The 18,832-nt window shown below is 43.1% G+C and carries 13 protein-coding genes; 7 read left to right on the plus strand and 6 right to left on the minus strand.

All coding sequences use genetic code 11. The annotated features are described in order from the left end of the window. Positions 1–108: 108 nt before the first annotated feature. From OSC7112_RS13935 to OSC7112_RS13950, 4 genes are all read left to right on the plus strand, one after another. Positions 109–1,083 (plus strand): cupredoxin domain-containing protein, encoded by a 975-nt coding sequence (locus tag OSC7112_RS13935; RefSeq protein ID WP_015176497.1) that lies wholly within the window; start codon positions 109–111, stop codon positions 1,081–1,083. Positions 1,084–1,261: 178 nt separating this feature from the next. Beyond that, positions 1,262–1,675: a heavy metal-responsive transcriptional regulator gene (locus tag OSC7112_RS13940; protein ID WP_015176498.1), complete on the plus strand. Its 414-nt coding sequence runs from the start codon at positions 1,262–1,264 to the stop codon at positions 1,673–1,675. A gap of 286 nt (positions 1,676–1,961) precedes the next feature. After that, positions 1,962–2,894 carry a DUF8832 domain-containing protein gene (locus OSC7112_RS13945; protein WP_041622527.1) on the plus strand — a complete coding sequence of 311 codons (933 nt, stop codon included), beginning with the start codon at positions 1,962–1,964 and terminating at the stop codon, positions 2,892–2,894. Positions 2,895–3,060: 166 nt separating this feature from the next. After that, positions 3,061–4,263: a phytochelatin synthase family protein gene (locus OSC7112_RS13950; RefSeq protein ID WP_015176500.1), complete on the plus strand. Its 1,203-nt coding sequence runs from the start codon at positions 3,061–3,063 to the stop codon at positions 4,261–4,263. Between the two features lie 229 nt (positions 4,264–4,492). Here OSC7112_RS13950 and OSC7112_RS13955 read toward each other — a convergent pair whose 3' ends face one another. From OSC7112_RS13955 to OSC7112_RS35665, 3 genes are all read right to left on the minus strand, one after another. Then, on the minus strand, positions 4,493–7,717 hold the full coding sequence (locus OSC7112_RS13955) for a WD40 domain-containing protein (RefSeq protein WP_015176502.1): 3,225 nt from the start codon (positions 7,715–7,717) through the stop codon (positions 4,493–4,495). A gap of 36 nt (positions 7,718–7,753) precedes the next feature. Beyond that, a complete protein-coding gene (locus OSC7112_RS13960; RefSeq protein ID WP_015176503.1) occupies positions 7,754–10,027 on the minus strand; it encodes an AAA-like domain-containing protein in 2,274 nt (757 codons plus the stop codon). Between the two features lie 416 nt (positions 10,028–10,443). Beyond that, positions 10,444–11,427 (minus strand): protein kinase domain-containing protein, encoded by a 984-nt coding sequence (locus tag OSC7112_RS35665; protein WP_083888155.1) that lies wholly within the window; start codon positions 11,425–11,427, stop codon positions 10,444–10,446. A 93-nt stretch (positions 11,428–11,520) separates the two neighbouring features. Between OSC7112_RS35665 and OSC7112_RS13975 the strand changes: the two genes are divergently transcribed. Beyond that, a protein-coding gene (locus OSC7112_RS13975) for an ISKra4 family transposase (RefSeq protein ID WP_150111641.1) occupies positions 11,521–12,587 on the plus strand; the annotation gives its coding sequence in 2 pieces (ribosomal slippage) (positions 11,521–11,689 and positions 11,689–12,587; 1,068 coding nt in all). On the opposite strand, the gene OSC7112_RS13980 is transcribed toward OSC7112_RS13975, so the two are convergent. From OSC7112_RS13980 to OSC7112_RS38180, 3 genes are all read right to left on the minus strand, one after another. Then, positions 12,565–13,035, minus strand: coding sequence for a serine/threonine protein kinase (locus tag OSC7112_RS13980; protein ID WP_051041512.1), 471 nt, complete (start codon positions 13,033–13,035; stop codon positions 12,565–12,567). The genes OSC7112_RS13975 and OSC7112_RS13980 overlap by 23 nt on opposite strands. Before the next feature lie 29 nt (positions 13,036–13,064). Continuing rightward, complete coding sequence (locus OSC7112_RS13985) at positions 13,065–15,575, minus strand: ankyrin repeat domain-containing protein (RefSeq protein ID WP_015176504.1); 2,511 nt, start codon at positions 15,573–15,575, stop codon at positions 13,065–13,067. 205 nt (positions 15,576–15,780) lie between these two features. Continuing rightward, positions 15,781–15,915 (minus strand): DUF4058 family protein, encoded by a 135-nt coding sequence (locus tag OSC7112_RS38180; RefSeq protein WP_397319423.1) that lies wholly within the window; start codon positions 15,913–15,915, stop codon positions 15,781–15,783. A gap of 323 nt (positions 15,916–16,238) precedes the next feature. Here OSC7112_RS38180 and fbp point away from each other — a divergent pair, with 323 nt between their 5' ends. Both fbp and tal read left to right on the plus strand, forming a co-directional pair. Then, positions 16,239–17,312: a class 1 fructose-bisphosphatase gene (gene fbp, locus OSC7112_RS13990; RefSeq protein WP_015176505.1), complete on the plus strand. Its 1,074-nt coding sequence runs from the start codon at positions 16,239–16,241 to the stop codon at positions 17,310–17,312. Between the two features lie 288 nt (positions 17,313–17,600). Further along, on the plus strand, positions 17,601–18,755 hold the full coding sequence (gene tal / locus OSC7112_RS13995; RefSeq protein ID WP_015176506.1) for a transaldolase: 1,155 nt from the start codon (positions 17,601–17,603) through the stop codon (positions 18,753–18,755). Positions 18,756–18,832: the final 77 nt, after the last annotated feature.

The raw sequence follows: 18,832 nt of genomic DNA on the forward strand, positions 1-18,832 counted from the left end.
CGAACGAGAGCGCGGGTTTAGTCAATCACGAAGGAAATTTACTAAATACCTTTGTTCAAAACCCGCTTTTACTTCCATAATCTTTTGTATTTCTTAGGAGGTTTTCAAATGCTCGGCAGAAAAACAATTATCGGTACTATTGCTAGTCTCGGAGTTGTACTAGCAATGTTATCTGGTGAAGGAATAGCGCAAAATACCCATGAAACACACCCAACTCAAACACAGCAAAAAAGTCAGTTTCATCGCATTGAACAACCCTTAAGTAACAAGATTTTAGTTACTTGGGCTGGAATCGGATTAATTAGTTTAGAACTTTGGTGGTTTCTCCTTAGCAAACCCAAATCTCAGAAAGCGATTACAGCCAGTGGAGGAATTCAAGAAGTAACCGTCACCGTTGATGGTGGCTATGAACCCAGCCGCATTGTTGTGCAAGCTGGACAACCCGTGCGTCTTAACTTTCACCGCCAAGATCCTAGCAGTTGTTTGGAACAAGTCTTAATTCCAGATTTTCATATTGCAGCAGATTTGCATCTGAATCAAGTAACCTCTGTTGAATTCACACCTAAGAAAGCTGGCAGTTATCTATTTAGCTGTGGCATGAATATGTTTCGAGGCGAAATTATCGCCGAAGACCGACAACTTGAATCAACGGGGTTAAAGGAGCCTCAAACACTAACAGCATCCCAGTTGAATCCATCCATGTCAACACATCAGCACGAAACAATAATTGACGCTGAAGCTATGGAAATCAATCCAACTGTTGACCGGGGCATCCAGAAAGTGACTATCATTGTTAATAAAGGCTACACGCCAAATCATCTGGTAGTTAAAGCAGGTAAACCCGTTCAACTCAATTTTTTACGCGAAACTTCTAGTGGTTGTTTAGCGAAAGTGCTGATTCCCGATTTTGGTATTGCTACCGATTTGTCTTTTAATCAAGTAACAACCATTGAATTGACTCCTGAAGATGTGGGAAAACACACTTTTAGTTGTGGCATGAATATGTTTCGCGGTATCATAGAAGTGCAAGCCGCTCACGTCTCTGACCCGGATGAAATGGCTGCTCAATTCTTAAATAACTGACAATCAACCAAGTGCGATCGCTCGAATGGCTTGTCCAAACGCCTACTGATACCGAAAGTCGAGACGTTCAGGCGATCGCCACTCAGTCATTCAAAAAAATGTCTAGCCCCTCTTGACTCTCCATCCCACTGGATAGTTTATCATAAGCTGAGAGTTGGATTCAGTAGAGGAAATGAGTATGTTAGTCCAAGAAAAGCAAAAACTCATTGGTTTAGTTGCGAAGGAAAGCGGCGTACCGATCAAAACCATTCGCTACTATGAGGAACTCGGTTTAATCAAGGCATCAGGCAGAACCGAGGGGAAATATAGATTATTTAATTCTGATATTTTGAATCGGCTCAGCTTTATTAAACGCGCCCAAACTTTGGGATTAACTTTAGCCGAGATTCAAGAATTATTGACGGTTCACGATGGGGGAGAGTTGCCTTGCGAACACATCAAAGTTCAGTTGCGAGATAAGCTGAGCGTTATCGATCGACAAATTCAGCAACTACTTATCCTCAAACTAGAGTTGGAAGGATTACTTTCAGGTTCGCCCACCTTACTAGAAAAGGTTGATTCCATCATTTGTCCTCTGATTCAAAAAAATTAGATTCTTCGATAATTGAATTATTTTAAGCAGTCTGTCAACAGAGGTTATAGAAGTTGACAGACTATTTTTTACAAAAAAAATCAGAGGGCTTTTATCCCGATAGAGGTAATTAGGCTATCATTAATTGCTGAAAATATTGTTGGACTTGCTCTTCACCTTCTGCGATAAAAAATTTTGGGCTTTTTATAATTTACCTCTTGACTCTCCAGTTGAATGGAGAGCTTAAGATATTTTTAGTTGAATTTCAATTACTGATGTTTGACATTCGTTAGTACAGTTACCTTACTTGTTTAGCCAGTTTTTAGTTTTAGGAGGAAGTCGAATGAACCGTTTTAACACTTTCAACACTGCGATTGCTGTTGTAACTACTTTCTTAATTGCCCAAAGTTGCTCGTTATCAACTAAAATCACTGAAACACCTGTAGAGGCTGTAACTAATCACCAAGAAAAACATGAAATGAAAGACACAAATCACGGACATGATGCACACTCAACAAATCAGGCTAGTCATCTAAACCAGAGTGTATTTGCCAAAGCAGAACTTACAACCCCAGAAAATATTGCTCCCAATACAGATGTTCCTCTAACAATTAGCATTCAAGACTCAACGGGTAAGGCAATTAAAAACTTTGACAGATTTCAAGAAAAACTCATGCACTTAATTATGGTGAGTGATGACCTTCAATTTTTCTCTCATCTTCACCCAAACTACAAAAACAATGGGCGCTTTGAAATTAAATCTCAGTTTCCGCAGGCCGGGAATTATACTTTTTTTAGTGACTACAAACCATCGGGAAAATCTGAACAAATTTCTGTGCTTAAAGTTCGCGTTCCGGGAACTACTCTATCTCCATCAGCAATAAACCTGAGTCACACCAAAACCTTTGCCAATACTAAAGTTGACTTAATCCTCTCTGACACAAAAGTCAAGGCTGGTGAGGAAGTAACCGTCATGTTTCACCTAGAAGATACTGCGAATAATCAGCCTGTAACCGATTTACAACCTTATTTAGGAGAAGCAGGGCATTTGGTCATTTTACGTCAATCTCCTGTTCTCACAGAAGCGAATTACATTCATGCTCATGCCCTGAAAGGAACTCCTCTTGGGAAAATTCATTTTATGACTCGGTTTCCGCAACCTGGAATGTACAAACTTTGGGGGCAATTCCAGCGCAATGGTGAAGTTGTGACGGCTGATTTTTGGGTGAATGTTATCTAATAACAACGGTCGCGTTGTTTAAATTTGCCCCCCGAAAGTCAAACCTTGGCAGCGTTTTATTGCTAAAATGGACACAAAAGAGTAGATAAGTGCATTCATCATTATCAATGTGAGGATGTTGCATAATATTTATTAGCACCATAAGCAATCAGGGTTAAAATACTCAATGTCTGCTCAAGGGTTTTATCGTCGTTCACTCCCCGATTCTGCTATTGCCTTTTCCTCCGTAGAGGGAAAGCAAATATTTCGAGAAGCGTTGGCATTGGGAGGTATGGAAGGGTATTTTGCTCTAGCAGAACAGTTTCATACTCAAGCAGAACCCGCTTTTTGTGGATTGGGTAGTTTAGTTGTTGTTCTTAATGCCTTATCCATCGATCCGGGTCGCATTTGGAAAGGGGTGTGGAGATGGTATGGAGAGGAATTTTTAGACTGTTGCTTACCTCTTTCAGTCATTAAAGAAAACGGTATCACCTTTGATGAGTTTGTCTGTATCGCACGTTGCAACGGTGCTGTTGTAAAACCTAACCGTTACCACCAAAGCAGCTTGGAAAACTTTCGGCAAGCAGTTGAGGAAGTGACTGCGGCGTCAGGTGATATTCATCTAGTTGTTTCCTACAGCCGAAAGGTATTGGGACAAACGGGTGACGGTCACTTTTCACCAATTGGTGGCTATCATCCACAGCGGGATCTAGTTCTTCTGCTGGATGTTGCCCGTTTCAAATATCCACCTCACTGGGTTTCTCTGCCTTTGTTATGGCAAGCATTTGAACCTGTCGATCCGGTCACTAATCAATGTCGAGGTTATATTTCCTTGCAGAAGAGTGAAAGGTTGCCAGAAACCTTTTTTCATGTTGCTTGTGATTTACATCAGTGGCGTATTGTTGCTCCTTACTTTGCAGAAATACTTCCCGACATTGTGAGAAAAGAGCAACCTGATTCAATTGCTTCATTTGTCACTATCATCCTGCACCATTGGCCTGTTGAATTCACAACTATGGTGAATACCTCGCCAGAGACGGCAGAGAAACTTGAGAAATTACGGGCAGCTATTGAGTTAAATTCACTGTTTGATATTGTTCACCAATGCTTGTCAAGCGATGACTGGGATGCAATGTCTGTTGTAGGGAAGTGGTCGCAACAGCCATTCGCAGCAGAGATAATAACAGCAATATTACTCTCCTGTCCCGAAACGCTCTATTCAACTCTCAAACGCGAGTTACGACTGTGGTTTAGTGAGGTTCGCAACCTTGAGAAACTAATCCCTCCCTTGGATGTAGAGATATCTAGATTGAGAGAACAAATGTCAGCACTCCAGGAGTTTTATATTTTATATTCCAAGGGACATCAGTGCAATATCCCTCAGAGTTAGCACCTACCGCCTTTTGAACTCCCCAAACCTCGCCTAAGTACAAAAGTGAAAATTAAATAGCAAGATTTAATAATCCGATGCTGGTGGCGGTTGTGGATGAATATTCGCGGCTGCGAAATATTAGGGTTGTGACTGATGCGAGTGAGAAATGGACAACGGAAAAGGTGGAAGTGGTGGTGAAAAAAATGTAGTGCGAACATCTGGCTGGTTGGCGGTTTTTGCCTAAATCCTATTTAATTGACGGTTGGTTGAGGTAATCAGCACACATCTGTTTATCCTCTTCTGTTGCTTTCGGATTGGTTCTGAGATAATCGCTAATCCAATTGCAACCTAATGCCATTAGTTTATCGACATCCCAAATCCACAGTTTGATGGTTTTGTCACGGCTTGCAGAAGCCAAAGTTTTTCCATCGGGACTAAAGGCGACGCTCCAAACCTCATTGCTATGCTCGGTGAGGGTAGCGATGGGTTTTTGGCTTTCCAGATGCCACAGTTTGATGGTGTTGTCACGGCTTGCAGAAGCCAAAGTTTTTCCCTCGGGACTAAAGGCCACACTCAAGACCGGATTGCTATGCCCAGTGAGGGTAGCAATGGGTTTTTGGCTTTCCAGATGCCACAGTTTGATGGTGTTGTCAAAGCTTGCAGAAGCCAAAGTTTTGCCATCGGGACTAAAGGCGACGCTCAAGACCCAATTGCTATGCCCGGTGAGGGTAGCGATAGGTTTTTGGGTTTCCACGTTCCACAGTTTGATGGTGTTGTCAAAGCTTGCAGAAGCCAATGTCTTCCCATCGGGACTAAAGGCGATGCTATATACCGGATTGCTATGCCCGGTGAGGGTTGTGACCTCTGTTTGGCTTTCCAGATGCCATAGTTGGATGGTGTTGTCACTGCTTCCAGAAGCCAATGTCTGGCCATCGGGACTAAAGGCGACGCTCAAAACAGAATTGCTATGCCCGGTGAGGGTAGCGATGGGTTTTTGGCTTTCCAGGTGCCACAGTTTGATGGTGTTGTCACCGCTTGCAGAAGCCAATGTCTTGCCATCTGGACTAAAGGCGACACTATAGACCTGATTGCTATGCCCGGTGAGGGTTATAAGCTCTGTTTGGCTGTGCAGGCGCCACAGTTTGATAGTGTTGTCAAAGCTTGCAGAAGCCAATGTCTTGCCAATGCGTGACGGCAGGCTAGCGCCAACAGGACTAAAGGCGACGCTCAAAACAGAATTGCTATGCCCGGTGAGGGTAGTGATGGGTTTTTGGCTTTCCAGATGCCACAGTTTGATGGTGTTGTCAAAGCTTGCAGAAGCCAAAGTTTTGCCATGTGGACTAAAGGCGACGCTCAAGACCTGATTGCTATGCCCGGTGAGGGTAGCGATGGGTTTTTGGGTTTCCACGTTCCACAGTTTGATGGTGTTGTCACTACTTGCAGAAGCCAATGTCTTGCCATCTGGACTAAAGGCGACGCTTCTGACCTGATTGCTATGCCCGGTGAGGGTAGCGCTGGGTTTTTGGGTTTCCACGTTCCACAGTTTGATGGTGTTGTCACTGCTTGCAGAAGCCAATGTCTGGCCATCTGGACTAAAGGCGATGCTATCAACCGAATAGCTATGCCAGGTGAAGGTAGCGATGGGTTTTTGGGTTTCCACGTTCCAGAGTTTGATGGTCTTGTCACTGCTTGCAGAAGCCAAAGTTTTGCCATCTGGACTAAAGGCGACGCTTCTGACAGAATTCCTATGCCCGGTGAGGGTAGCGCTGGGTTTTTGGGTTTCCACGTTCCACAGTTTGATGGTGTTGTCAAAGCTTGCAGAAGCCAAAGTTTTGCCATCTGGACTAAAGGCGACGCTTCTGACAGAATTGCTATGCCCTTCCAAATGATTGCGCTCTTTTACTGCGGACACTGCTTGTTGCAGCGCAGCTATCACTCGTCCTCTAATCTGTTTTGTCGTCTCGGCTGAAGCATCTAGTTGTTTGAATGCTTCCCCTGCCTTTAATGCTTCCAACAGTGCTTGGAATATCTGTCCTGAACGAAATGATTCATTAGAAAAAGCAGTTTCCTGGATGACATTTGCTAAATTCTGGGCTTGAGTGACTTTATATGTGGCTAATTGCTCTGCTTTAATTAGCGTCTGATTCGCTTCTTTCAAAATTTTATTCGCTTGTCTCTGTGCTTCTAACTCTCGTTCTACTTCCCGCTGTTGGACTTCCCGACTGGCATTTAAAAACTGATAATCCAAATCGCTCAAACTTTTATCGGCTGCCCAATTTTGAGCATCTTGCAAGGCTTTACCCCGCAACAGCCGCGATTCATCTTGGCAATCAGACTCTATCCAAGCTTGAAAACTTTGGCTGTAAGGGCGGAGATTCGCTAATTGTTTTTCCACCCACTCTAGGTTAAAAACCGATTGATAAATTGGGTTGTAAACTTTAAGTTTGCCAGACTGCTTAACCACCAACCCGGTTAATCGCAGTTCCATTTGTTCGGGACTATCATCAGTCCCTATCTCATTGTGCTGCAAAATTTGCTGATATAGTCCCAATAACCTACTTGCCCGTTGTTCGCTGCGTAAAATGCGGTCTCGAATTGTCTTCAAGTGTTCCGGTTCATCCTGTCCTTCCCAATTTTCAATCACCTTTTCTCTAACTAAATTTCCTACCCACTCAGCAGGATTTTGAATAGAGGCAGAGTTGGCGTGATTGAGAAGTAATTTACAAACTTTTTGCGTTAAAAACGGCTGTCCGCCCGTCCAATATAATACTGCTTCTAACAAAGCTTGAGAATTTTCTGCTTCAGTTTCTAACCCGACTGCCAAAGGTTGGGCTTCTGCTAATTGAAACCCCGTTAACTCTATCCCTCGACCAATATTAAACGGAGTGCGCCGCTTGTCTTGAATTAAATCTGAGGGAGTAGCTACCCCTAACATCGTAAATGTTAATCGACCATAGTCTGGTTTGTCTGCTCGATTATTATAGCAATCACGAATCACAGCAAAAAAATCTTCTATTTTAAAGTTTAAGCTAATTAAGCTGTCCGATTCATCGACAAAAATTACTATGTTCCCTGAGATATTATTGAGTAATACTTGTTCAATAAACTTACTAAATCGTTTAACGTTCGATAGTAAGCTGTTCTGTTCCCACCATTCATCTAAATCAAAAATGTCATACAAATCTAATCGGCTGACGATGCTATCGATCGCGCCTGCATACCACTCTTCTGGCGTAATATCTGAGGTGCCAATTTCTGTGATATCAATGCTACTACAGGCGATTCCCTCTGCTTGTAACCGCTGCATTGTCCGCACTCGCAGGGATGATTTTCCCATTTGTCTGGCATTGAGGACATAGCAAAATTCTCCGGCTTTTAAAGCTTGATAAAGTTCTTCATCCGCCTTTCTAGTGACATAAGTTGGGGCGTTGGCAGGCAGGCTACCTCCCACTTGATATTGATAATCTTTCATAGGTCATTGTTACTGCATAGGTGGAAATTCAGAGAATCAAGGAATCAATTTGTACAGCCGCACGGGTTCAGGAATTCCCTTTAAATGTTGCATACCTAAGTCAATCACATTTAAAGATAAATGGGTTTTAACGACTTGATAAACTGTTTCAGAAATACAGATTCCTCCTGGCTCTGCTTTCCCTTCTAAACGAGCCGCTAAATTTACACCAGCCCCCCTAATATCCTCCTCAAAATAGAATATTTCCCCCAAGTGAATACCAATCCGGTGTTGCAGGACATGACTCGGAGGTAAGGTTGTAGCAGATTCGGCGAGACTTCGCTGTATTTCTAGGGCACAGGCAACTGCTTTTACGGCACTTTCGGGAAAGCAAATTAATAAACCATCGCCCATTTCTTTAAGGACTTTGCCTTGATGTTTAGCGCAGATGCCTCGGATGATGTTGAAATCTCGATTCACTAATTCTAGTGTCAGCTTTTGGTTGGCAACTGATAAAGCGGTGGAATTAACAACATCCGAGAACATAATAGCTGCTAAATGACTCTGCAAGCTTGATGGGTTATTAGTTTGTTGCACAGCAGTCATATTCGCTCGCGGAGAGGCTAGGCGATGGCGAAAATATTGGCAGTACAAACCACACAATGGCATTACAGCATTTCCCTGAAATTTGATCAACCCCATGCTTCGCAGTTTAAAAGCCTCTCTGGTGTGAATCTCTACAGGTTGTTCGCTGTTAATCACTTGTCTAATTGTTGCTGCTAATTCTGCATCTGTTTCCAAGTTAACTAAATGTCGCCGCAAATGATCGTAGTAAGGGCCTTCTTCAGTAGGAGCGACTTTTAGCAAGCTATCTAAGGTAATTCTCCCCCTGGCAATTTGGTAGAGAGCAACTCGAACTAAATAAGGATGACCGCCGACCATTTCCATCAGGTCACAAATCTCTTGATTTGACAAATTTAATCGGTGTCGATTCACTAAATCTGTTACCTGTTTCTGATTGAGTTCAGGTAACTCTACGGGCAATCCCACGTTAAATGGCGACTGATTAATATTGAGAGGAATATAAACTTCTTGAGAGTGAGAAATGACTAACCTCAGCTTTTTCCAAATTTCCTCATTTTTTCCCCGCTCGTGCCAAGCTCGCAATAATCCAAAGAAGTCGGTGGCTATTTCGGAATGCGGAAAAATCCGATCGACTTCATCTAACCCTAAAACAACAGGCCGATCGCTGTTAGATAATAGATAGCGTTGGAAATACTTGGTGCTTTTATTTTTACTGCCGAGAATGCCTTTCCAATATTCCCCTAACCTGTCTTCTAAATTTAATTCATTGGTAATCTCACCACAAAACCACTGCAACAACTCATCAAGATTGGTGAGAAAACTGCCATCAGCCCATTGAAAGTTTAAATACGCTGTTTGATATCCCTGTTCCTTGGCGCGGTATAAAATTCGCTGCACTAAGGAAGTTTTTCCCATTTGCCGGGGGGCTTTGATTCGGATTAAAGCTCCTGCTTTGACAATAGTTTGGTAGCAGTCCGATTCAATGGGAGGTCGATCGATATATAGGGGTGAATCTAAACTAACAGAACCTTCGGGGTTGTCTAAGTTGAGAAGAGAAAGGGGAGGTGCGGCGATCGATCGCCTATTTTCCACCGCAGGCGACGACTCCTCCACGGTATCGCTACCAGAAGCATCGCGCGATCGATCTCCTGCATCCAACTCAGAAACATCCGACTTTTTCTTTAATACCGGCGTGAGTTGTTCTGGAATCCCTGCCATGCTGATGCTAACGCAACCCAGCTTGTAGGCACGTTCGATCGACTCCCCCGCCGCCAACGCATCGTAAAAACCTACAGCAAATTCTCGTGCGGCCCGATCTCCCACCGCTTGGTTCATGCCGATCACATAGGGAATGTGACGTGCGATCGCCTCAGCTTGCACTTCTGAATAACAAGCGTTGAGTATTACGCACTCCACGTACTCCTTAAACGCCTCAAACAAAGCTGCCAAAGCTTTGGTATTTACCAGCTTAATTTGTCCCGCCTCATCTTCCAAGGCTAAACCGCCTTCTCCTGCACCATGCCCAGAGAAATGCACAATCTCTGGTTTATAATCTAATACGGCTCGCTGCATTTCTCTTGGCGTCACCGCCCACTGTTGCTCCAGTTGAAACTTGTCGCGCTTTTTAGAGCGTTGCAACCCCTCTGCAATTTCCTTCGCCTCTTTCTGTAAGTCCACAGGGGTGGTATTTTTGGGGTTGGCTGCTAAAAACAGGATAGTTTTTTTATTTCGAGTAGAAATACTCATCAATCGAACCTTCACGCTTAGGAGATACAGGAGCTTAACGACACTACCCCTGTGACGGCGATATATTTCTTGCCTTTACGCTATTTAACCACAAACATCTTTATTTTTGTTGGTCAGTAAACTGACAGAAACGATCGCCCTGAGTTAAGCATAACCAATCGAAAAGGCGATCGTGACTCTCAACTAATCATTTTAGCTCCGTATTCAAGAAGTGCGATCGCCTTCCCATTTTGCAGTCCTATTTCATAAATATCGAGATTCTTGATATTTTTATTCTCATGCCCGAGCTAGGATTTTTTGATGATTATTATTGCCTAAATTAGTACATAAATTCTTCTATACTGTCGCATTTATTTAATCCACGCACTCCGAAAAAAAACGGGTTTTCGATCGACTCTGTGGATATCAAAAATGATTTATTTTAGTTTACTTAAAAAATCGTTCAATTCCCCTACCAACCATTCTTTATCAGCTTGCGGCAAAAATAAGCCAAAACAATAGTTACGCGACTTGGTGCGAATCCGGCAAAAAGTCATCGATTTTTTGAGCAATGGCAGATGAATTTTGCTCAACTTTACCCGCTGGATATCTTGAGGACTGATTTGAATTGGTCTAGTAAATAGACAAGAAGCAATCCTACACAAGCACCTACACAAGAACATCAAAGCATAAAATACGGTAAATATTATTACAGGTTTGCTTGATATAAATACAAACAGATGAAATGATTTACCTAGCGAGTCGGCTAAAGTGTATTTAAACAAGCTAACTGTCCCGTATATCAGTCCGGGAATTAACCATAGGATTAAATCAAAAAATAACAGAATCAAAGAGAAGGAAAGTAAAATTTTATAACTCTGATGAATGAACTGGAAAAACCCTGTGAGTTTACTAGGGAAACGATCGGGGTATATATTGATATTGATGAATAACCACCGTTTAGCGTCAATTAAAGTAATTAGGGACTGGGGCGATCGCTGAAACATTTTTTCGGGATTAATCCCGCTTGGCTGTTCACCTCGCAGCGCTGATAAAGCATCTTTTGCTGAGTGAAATCTATCTTCAATTGCAGGTTCAATTATCTTCTCTAACCAGTCGGCAAACTCTGGAGAAATAGAGACGCGATCGCGGAATTTTACCTTCTGCTTTTGTCTGGGCAAATCGGATGGAAATTTCTGGGTTAACAGGAAAAGCAGCGTTGTTCCTAATCCATACAAATCTGTTGATAATACAGCTTTTCCTCGGAATTGTTCTGGAGCCATGTAACCGTAGGTTCCGACAACGGTACTGCCTCCAGTAACGGTATGGTGGTAAGTATTTTGAACTGCGCCAAAATCCACTAGGAAAACTCGCCCATTTTTTTGCAGAATAATATTTTGAGGTTTAATATCTCGGTGGATCGCAGCGGGTGCATCTCACTTTTGCGAATGTGTCAAAAAAGAGTTAAAATGAAAAAGCTAGTAAAATCGTCAAATAAAGATGAGGTAAATAAAATGACACCCTCAGACCAACAACAACTAAAAGCCCACTTAAAAGCGGTAGCAAAAATTCTTTACAGAAATACAGAGCCAACTGAGTTAAAAACTTTTGAAAGTATAGAAAAAGCAGTCCGTCAGAAAATGTTATCAGAGGTTGGTCCAGAAATAGGTAGCTTTTTTTTTCAGCAGTATCAGGAATTCAAACAGGAAAACCCCGAAAAATAAAATCAATAATCGGATCGCTCGACATTACAGATAATCAGGCAAAATATTTTGGCTTAAAAGCTTACAGTCAATTTAGTCCCCTGATGGAAAATTGCTGTCTTTTAATCAGTGCTAACGAATCTTATCAAATGGCAGAAAAAGATTTGGAAAAATTTACTGGGATCAAAATTTCTCACAGTACATTACAAAGATTAGTCAAAAGACAAGAATTGGAATTGCCTACATCTCAACAAGGAGTCAAAGAAATTACATTGGATGGCGGTAAAGTCAGACTACGCAACGCAACCAAGGGCGAGAGCTGTTACTGGAAAGACTATAAAGCCGTGTGTTTAGATAATATTTATGCGGGAGCGTTTTTTCAAAATAATCAAGATTTAATTGATTGGACTAATAGCCAAAAATTACTACATCCTATGTATTGCCTCGGAGATGGCCATGCCGGAATTTGGAACATATTTAAAGAAATTGGAGACAATGAACAAAGACAAGAAATCTTAGATTGGTATCATCTGAAAGAAAATCTCTACAAGGTAGGGGGTTCAATAAAACGATTGAAATTAGCCGAAAATATGTTATGGCAAGGCAAAGTTGATGAAGTTATAAATTTATTTAAAGACTTTAAAGGTCAAGCATTTAAAACGTTTTGCAATTATTTAGATACCCATCGCTGCCGAATAGTAAATTACCAATACTACAAAGAAGAATCCATAAGTTCGATTGGTTCTGGAACAGTGGAATCAACAATAAAACGCATTGGATTAAGGGTAAAAATATCGGGAGCGCAATGGAATATTGAGAACGTTTCCTCTATGCTTGCTCTTCGCTGTGCTTATCTCAACGGTCAACTTTCAATTTGATGTATGTGCCAAAGTGAGATGCACCCATCGCAGCAGGTAACAGCGATTGCAGGTAAGCTAGAATTTCTAGCAATTGATAGGCGATATGACGCACTTGATCTTCACTTGGTTTCCAGCCATTTTCTATCAACTGTGCGAGAGACTTTCCCGGTGCGAGTTGTTGGGCGATATAAAAACAACGATCTTGGGAAGTATCAACTTGAAAGCAGTCAATGTAGCGAGGAATTCCCGGATGATTCAATCCCGATAAAGTTTTTGCTTCTCGTTCAAATAACTCGACTTTCTTCCATTCAGTTGTCAGACGCAGGGATAAAGCTTTGAGTGCAACTTTTTGATTGCTGTTTAAATCTACAGCAGCATAAGTAATCCCAACTCCACCCTGTCCTAATTTGCCGAGAATGCGATATCTTTCAGCAATGATTTTTTCCGATCGTTGTAGTGTTTCCATATTTTTGTGCCTGGGTTGATTTTAGATAATTAGTCTGTTGCGCCGCGAGATCTGAGTATTTTGGCTGCTGGGTCTCGCTCGGGGTTCCAGTTGGTTTCTGCTATCTTGAGCGGCGTGTCGCCATCGCAGTTTATAGCGTCAATTTTTGCACCTTTAGCAAGTAGCAATTTTAAGATTTCTACCGTGCCATAATGTGCGGCTTTATGCAGTGGAGTTGTGTCACATATATCTCTGTTATTGACATCTGCACCGTTTTTAATTAGCAGTGCAGCAATATCATTGTGTCCGATCGCGATCGCTTGATACAATGGAGTTTGACCGTTATCATTTCTAACGTTAACCCTTGCGCCATTAGCAATTAGCAGTTCAGCGATATCTTGAGATCCTTGAGCAGCAGCAAGATGCAGGGGAGTTTGAAGCAAGTTATTTTTGGCATTAACGAATGCACCTTTGGCAATGAGTTGTTTGGCTACATTCTCAAGTTTGAAATCGACAGCGATATGCAGTAAAGTTCTGCCTTCTTTGTCTTCACTATTAACATCTGGGTTTTTACTAATTAGCAGCGCCACTGTATCCTGAAGTTTCAGGTCTACGGCGATATCCAGTGGAGTTTTTCTTTGATTATCCTGGATATTAATTTCTGCACCTTTAGCAATCAGCAATTTTAAGATTTTTACATTGCCATAATGTGCGGCTTTGTGCAGTGGAGTTGTGCCAGATCCATCTATATTATTGACATCTGTACCGTTGTTAATTAGCAGTGCAGCAATCTCATTGTGTCCGATCGCGATCGCTCGATACAATGGAGTTTGACCTTTCTCATTTCTAGCGTTAACACTTGCACCATTAGCAATTAGCAGTTCAGCGATATCTTGAGATCCTCGATCGACAGCTAGGTGTAACGGAGTATTTCCAGATTTGTCCATAGCGTTGATATCCAGCATTAGCAAAGCAGCAACTTCTTTTGTGGTTGCATAGTGCAGTGGAGTCCTTTTGTAACTATCCCGGACAACAACATTTGCGCCGTCGTTAATTAGCTGTTGTACCAACTCCTTAAAGCCTATTTTGGCTGCATTATGTAATAAAGTTCTATCCTTGCCATTTCGGGCATTGTCTTCTTTGATGTTAATTTTTGCGCCTGCAGCGAGTAGTATTTGTGCGATCGCCTTCGATCGCGCCGTATGTAGAGGAGTCAAGCCATTTTTGTTTTTGGCATTGACATCCGCACCTTTAGCAATCAGCAACTTGGCCATTTCAGGCGATCCCGCAAAGAACAGAGGAGTTCTATTAAAATATTGACTTCCTGTCCAGGCGTTAATATCTGCACCTTTAGCAATTAGCGTCTGTGCCACTTTTATGCGATCAAGCGTAGCAGCGATGTGTAATGGGGTCCAGCCACATCCACCCTTAGCGTTGACATCTGCACCTTTGGCAATTAACAATTCTGCCACCTCTTTTGAGCCAGCAAAGTGTAGTAAATTTTGATCGCCTATCCTGCTATTGGCACTAATACCAAGATCCAGATAATGCCTAACAGTGTTAGTATCTCCCTGTTCGACAGCCTTGACAACTGCATTTGGTGTAAATCCAATCCGGTTAAGGATCGGATATTTAAAGTGATTGAAAACAGCAACAGTAGCAATAGCAGCAATTCCTATTTTGAGGCGCTTTTTCCATTGCGTCGGATTGGATTTAACGTTAACTATTCGAGGATTGCGAAGAGATTCAAGCGCTTCTTTTGCCGATCGAAAGCGGTTTTCTAAATCTGGCGCTATCATTTTTTTTAACCAATCGGCAAATGCTGAAGAAATCTGAATTTGAGAGCGAAAATCTCCCTCTAGTATATTTGTTGGTAATTCGGCCGGGGAACGGTGGGTTAGTAAATACAACAACGTCCCTCCTAAACCATATAAATCTGTTGCAGGTACGGCTTGTCCTAGAAATTGTTCTGGAGCCATATAACCATAGGTTCCAACTACGGTACTTCCTCGCATTAAGGTATTGTAATAAGTGTTTTGCACTGCTCCAAAATCTACTAAGCAAACTGCCCAGTCTTTTTGTTTGCGGGAATCGATGGGGGATTTGAAAACAATATTCTCTGGTTTAAGATCCCGGTGGATAACAGGTGGTGTTTGTGAATGGAGATAAACCAAAATATTCAAAATTTGTGTAGCAATGCGTTGAATTTCAGGTTCACTAGCGTGCCAGCCACTTTCGACTAAACTTGCTAGAGATTGCCCTGCTGCCAGTTCTTGTACTATATAAAAACAACGGTTATCGGGAGTATCCACATAAAAATAATCCAAATAACGCGGAATTCCCGGATGATTCAATTTTGATAAAACATTGGCTTCTCGTTCAAATAGTTCCAGGACTTTCCAGTCATTCATCTTCTGTAAAGACAAAGCTTTGAGTGCGACTCGCTGGTTTGTTTTGAGGTCAATAGCTTCGTAAGTTGTGCTACTACCGCCTTCTCCAAGCAGATTTTTAATCTGATAGTGGTTGACTAAGTTATGGGGAATTTGTGAAATAATATCCATAGCATTATCCTGGGTTGATGAGTACCAAGAAACATTTTCTATTGGGGTTTTTACAAGCCAAGTTTTGAGAAATTTAGGCAATGTAAGTTGAGTGTTTGAGTATATTTCAAACAAGTCAATAGAAAAGTCAATGACTGACTCTGTATATTTGCTTAAATTTCAATTACCGTATTTCTATGGATAGCTTACCCAGAATTTTTGAGGGTCATATCACCTTTAGCGAAAATTTACGTACGGGATATCGATCGTAATCGAGCCGATAATCATAGCCGGCGCGATCGTAAATGCCTGCAAGCAATTCCGGCAAATTAACAATAGGTTCTACATCTTCTTCGCGCAAAGGAAGTTGTCGGTCTTTTTGAGATGCTAGCCAACGTTCGCAGGCTTCTCTATCGCCACTTTTTCTCTCAGCGCCCTCTGCGTCCTCTGCGGTTAATCAAAAAAAGTAGTGATTTTTGATACAATTCTCGACTCAACAGTCGATCGAACGCCTCAATTTTCGATGGGGATCTAAAATTCACCTAAAGTTCGACGCCCTTTCGCAAAACCCTCCCTAAGATAGAAGTTAGGGGACGATCGGTCTAATAGCCGATACAGGAGCAAGTGTCAAGCACCTGAAAAATCCCAAACCCAGAGCCGCAAGACAGGGAGGACATCAAAATCATGGTAAACGCGCCGACAGGGGAAGCCCGACTGGGCCCGATCGATCAGGTGCAAGCCTTAGACCGCGATTGCACCACTCTATCCCGTCACGTACTCCAGCAACTCCACAGCTTTTCAGCAGATGCTCAGGATCTCAGCGCCCTGATGAATCGCATCGGGCTGGCGGCCAAGCTGATCGCGAGGCGGCTCAGCAGGGCCGGGTTAATGGAAGATGCTTTAGGGTTTACAGGGGCTGTGAACGTGCAGGGAGAATCCGTCAAAAAGATGGATATCTATGCCAATGAAGTGTTTATCTCGGTCTTCCAGCAAAGCGGACTGGTCTGCCGCTTGGCTTCGGAGGAAATGGAAAAACCCTACTACATTCCCGAAAATTGTCCGATCGGGCGTTACAGTCTGCTCTACGACCCCATAGACGGTTCTTCCAATCTTGACATCAATCTCAATGTCGGCTCCATATTCAGCATCCGCAAGCAAGAGGGGGACGATGCAGACGGTTCTGCTTCCGATTTGCTGCAACACGGACGCAAACAAATTGCGGCTGGCTACGTTCTCTACGGCCCCAGTACCATGCTGGTTTATTCGATCGGTCAGGGCGTTCATTCCTTTACCCTCGACCCGAGTTTGGGCGAGTTTATTCTAGCTAACGAAAACATTAAGGTTCCCGATCGCGGCCCAATTTACAGCGTTAATGAAGGCAACTTCTGGCAGTGGGAGGAATCTTTGAGGGACTACATTCGCTACGTACACCGCAGCGAAGGCTACACCGCCCGGTACGGCGGGGCTTTGGTGGGAGATTTCCACCGGATTTTATTTCAGGGAGGCGTGTTTTTGTACCCGGGAACGGTGAAAAAACCCGAGGGCAAATTGCGTTTGCTCTACGAATCGGCTCCTTTGGCGTTTTTGATGGAGCAAGCCGGCGGGCGCGCCAGTACCGGACTTCAAGACATTTTAGACGTAGTGCCGACCAAACTGCACGAGCGATCGCCCTTGATTGTCGGCAGTAAAGAAAATGTAGCGATGGTCGAGTCTTTTATTCAAGATCGAGCGCGCAATCCTAGAACAATTGAAGAATGAAGTCATTAGTTATGGGTCATCAGTCATTAGTCATTAGTCATTAGTTATTGGTGATTAGAACCAAAAAATCACAACTAATATTATGTCCGGTCGATTACCCCTAATACGGTAGGGGCGGGTAAACCTGCCAATACCTGCCAACAATCTCCAATCTCAAAAACCCGCCCTTTCAATCGCGGTCACTCGATCGGACCTGATATAACAACTAACAACTAAGCAATGCCCAATGCTTTTAGACCCGATCCTAAAGTCCCAATTAACAGCTATCAAATTGTAGGAGTTACAGTAATGACAGCAACACCAACGAATCACCTGTTAGAAATCAAAGAAATTGGCCAAAGTATCTGGATGGACAATTTGACTCGCGATCTGATCGAGTCCGGCGAACTCAAACAGATGATTGAAAGTCGGGGACTGCGCGGGATTACATCTAATCCGGCTATTTTTGAGAAAGCGATCGCGGGTAATGTGATTTACGACGCGGATATCGAAGCTGGCATCCGGGCGGGCAAATCTGTAATGGAGATTTACGAATCTCTGGTATTTGAAGATATCCGCAACGCTTGCGACATCTTCGCTCCGGTTTACGCAGAGTCGAATGGTTTGGACGGTTACATTAGCATTGAAGTGCCACCGACGATCGCCAACGACACAGAAAGCACGATTAGCGAAGCCATGCGCTACTATCACGCGATCGGCAAAGAAAACGTGATGATTAAGATTCCGGGAACCGCTCAAGGTTTGCCCGCAGTCGAGCGAGTCATCAGCGAAGGCATTAACGTTAACGTGACTTTGCTGTTCTCGGTGGACAGCTACGTCGAAACCTTCTGGGCTTACATTCGCGGTTTAGAAGCGCGGGCGGCTAAAGGTTTGGATGTGAGCAATATTGCTTCTGTTGCCAGTTTCTTCTTGAGCCGGATCGACATCAATATCGATGGCAAGATTGACGAGAAACTCAAAAACGTCACAGATATTTCCACAAAAGCTAAACTGGAAGCAGTGAAGGGGAAAATTGCGATCGCCAATGCAAAGATCGCTTACCAGAAGTATAAAGAGATCGTAGCGAGCGATCGCTGGCAAGCAATAGCTGCCAAAGGAGCGAAAGTGCAGCGCTTGCTGTGGGCTTCCACCAGCACCAAAAACCCCAACTACAGCGATGTCATGTACGTCGATGAACTAATCGGCCCCGACACCGTTAACACTTTGCCGCCGAACACTGTTGAAGCTTGTTTCGACCACTGCGATGTCGCACCCCGGATTGAGAGCAACGTGGCAGAAGCTTACACGCTGATCGAAAGTCTCAAAGATCCCGACATCGACATCAACTTGGACAAAGTGATGGCAGACTTGCTCCTCGACGGGATCGAGAAATTCGTCACCCCGTTCCAATCCCTGATGGATTCCTTGGAAGAGAAAGTACAGAAGTTGTCACCCGTCGCCTAGACAGATATCTGTATCCTGAAAGGCAGAAGCATTTAGGAATCGGAATAGATAATTGTTTGGGTTCTTAAATGCTGAGT

Source organism: Oscillatoria nigro-viridis PCC 7112, assembly GCF_000317475.1.
Lineage (GTDB): Bacteria > Cyanobacteriota > Cyanobacteriia > Cyanobacteriales > Microcoleaceae > Microcoleus > Microcoleus nigroviridis.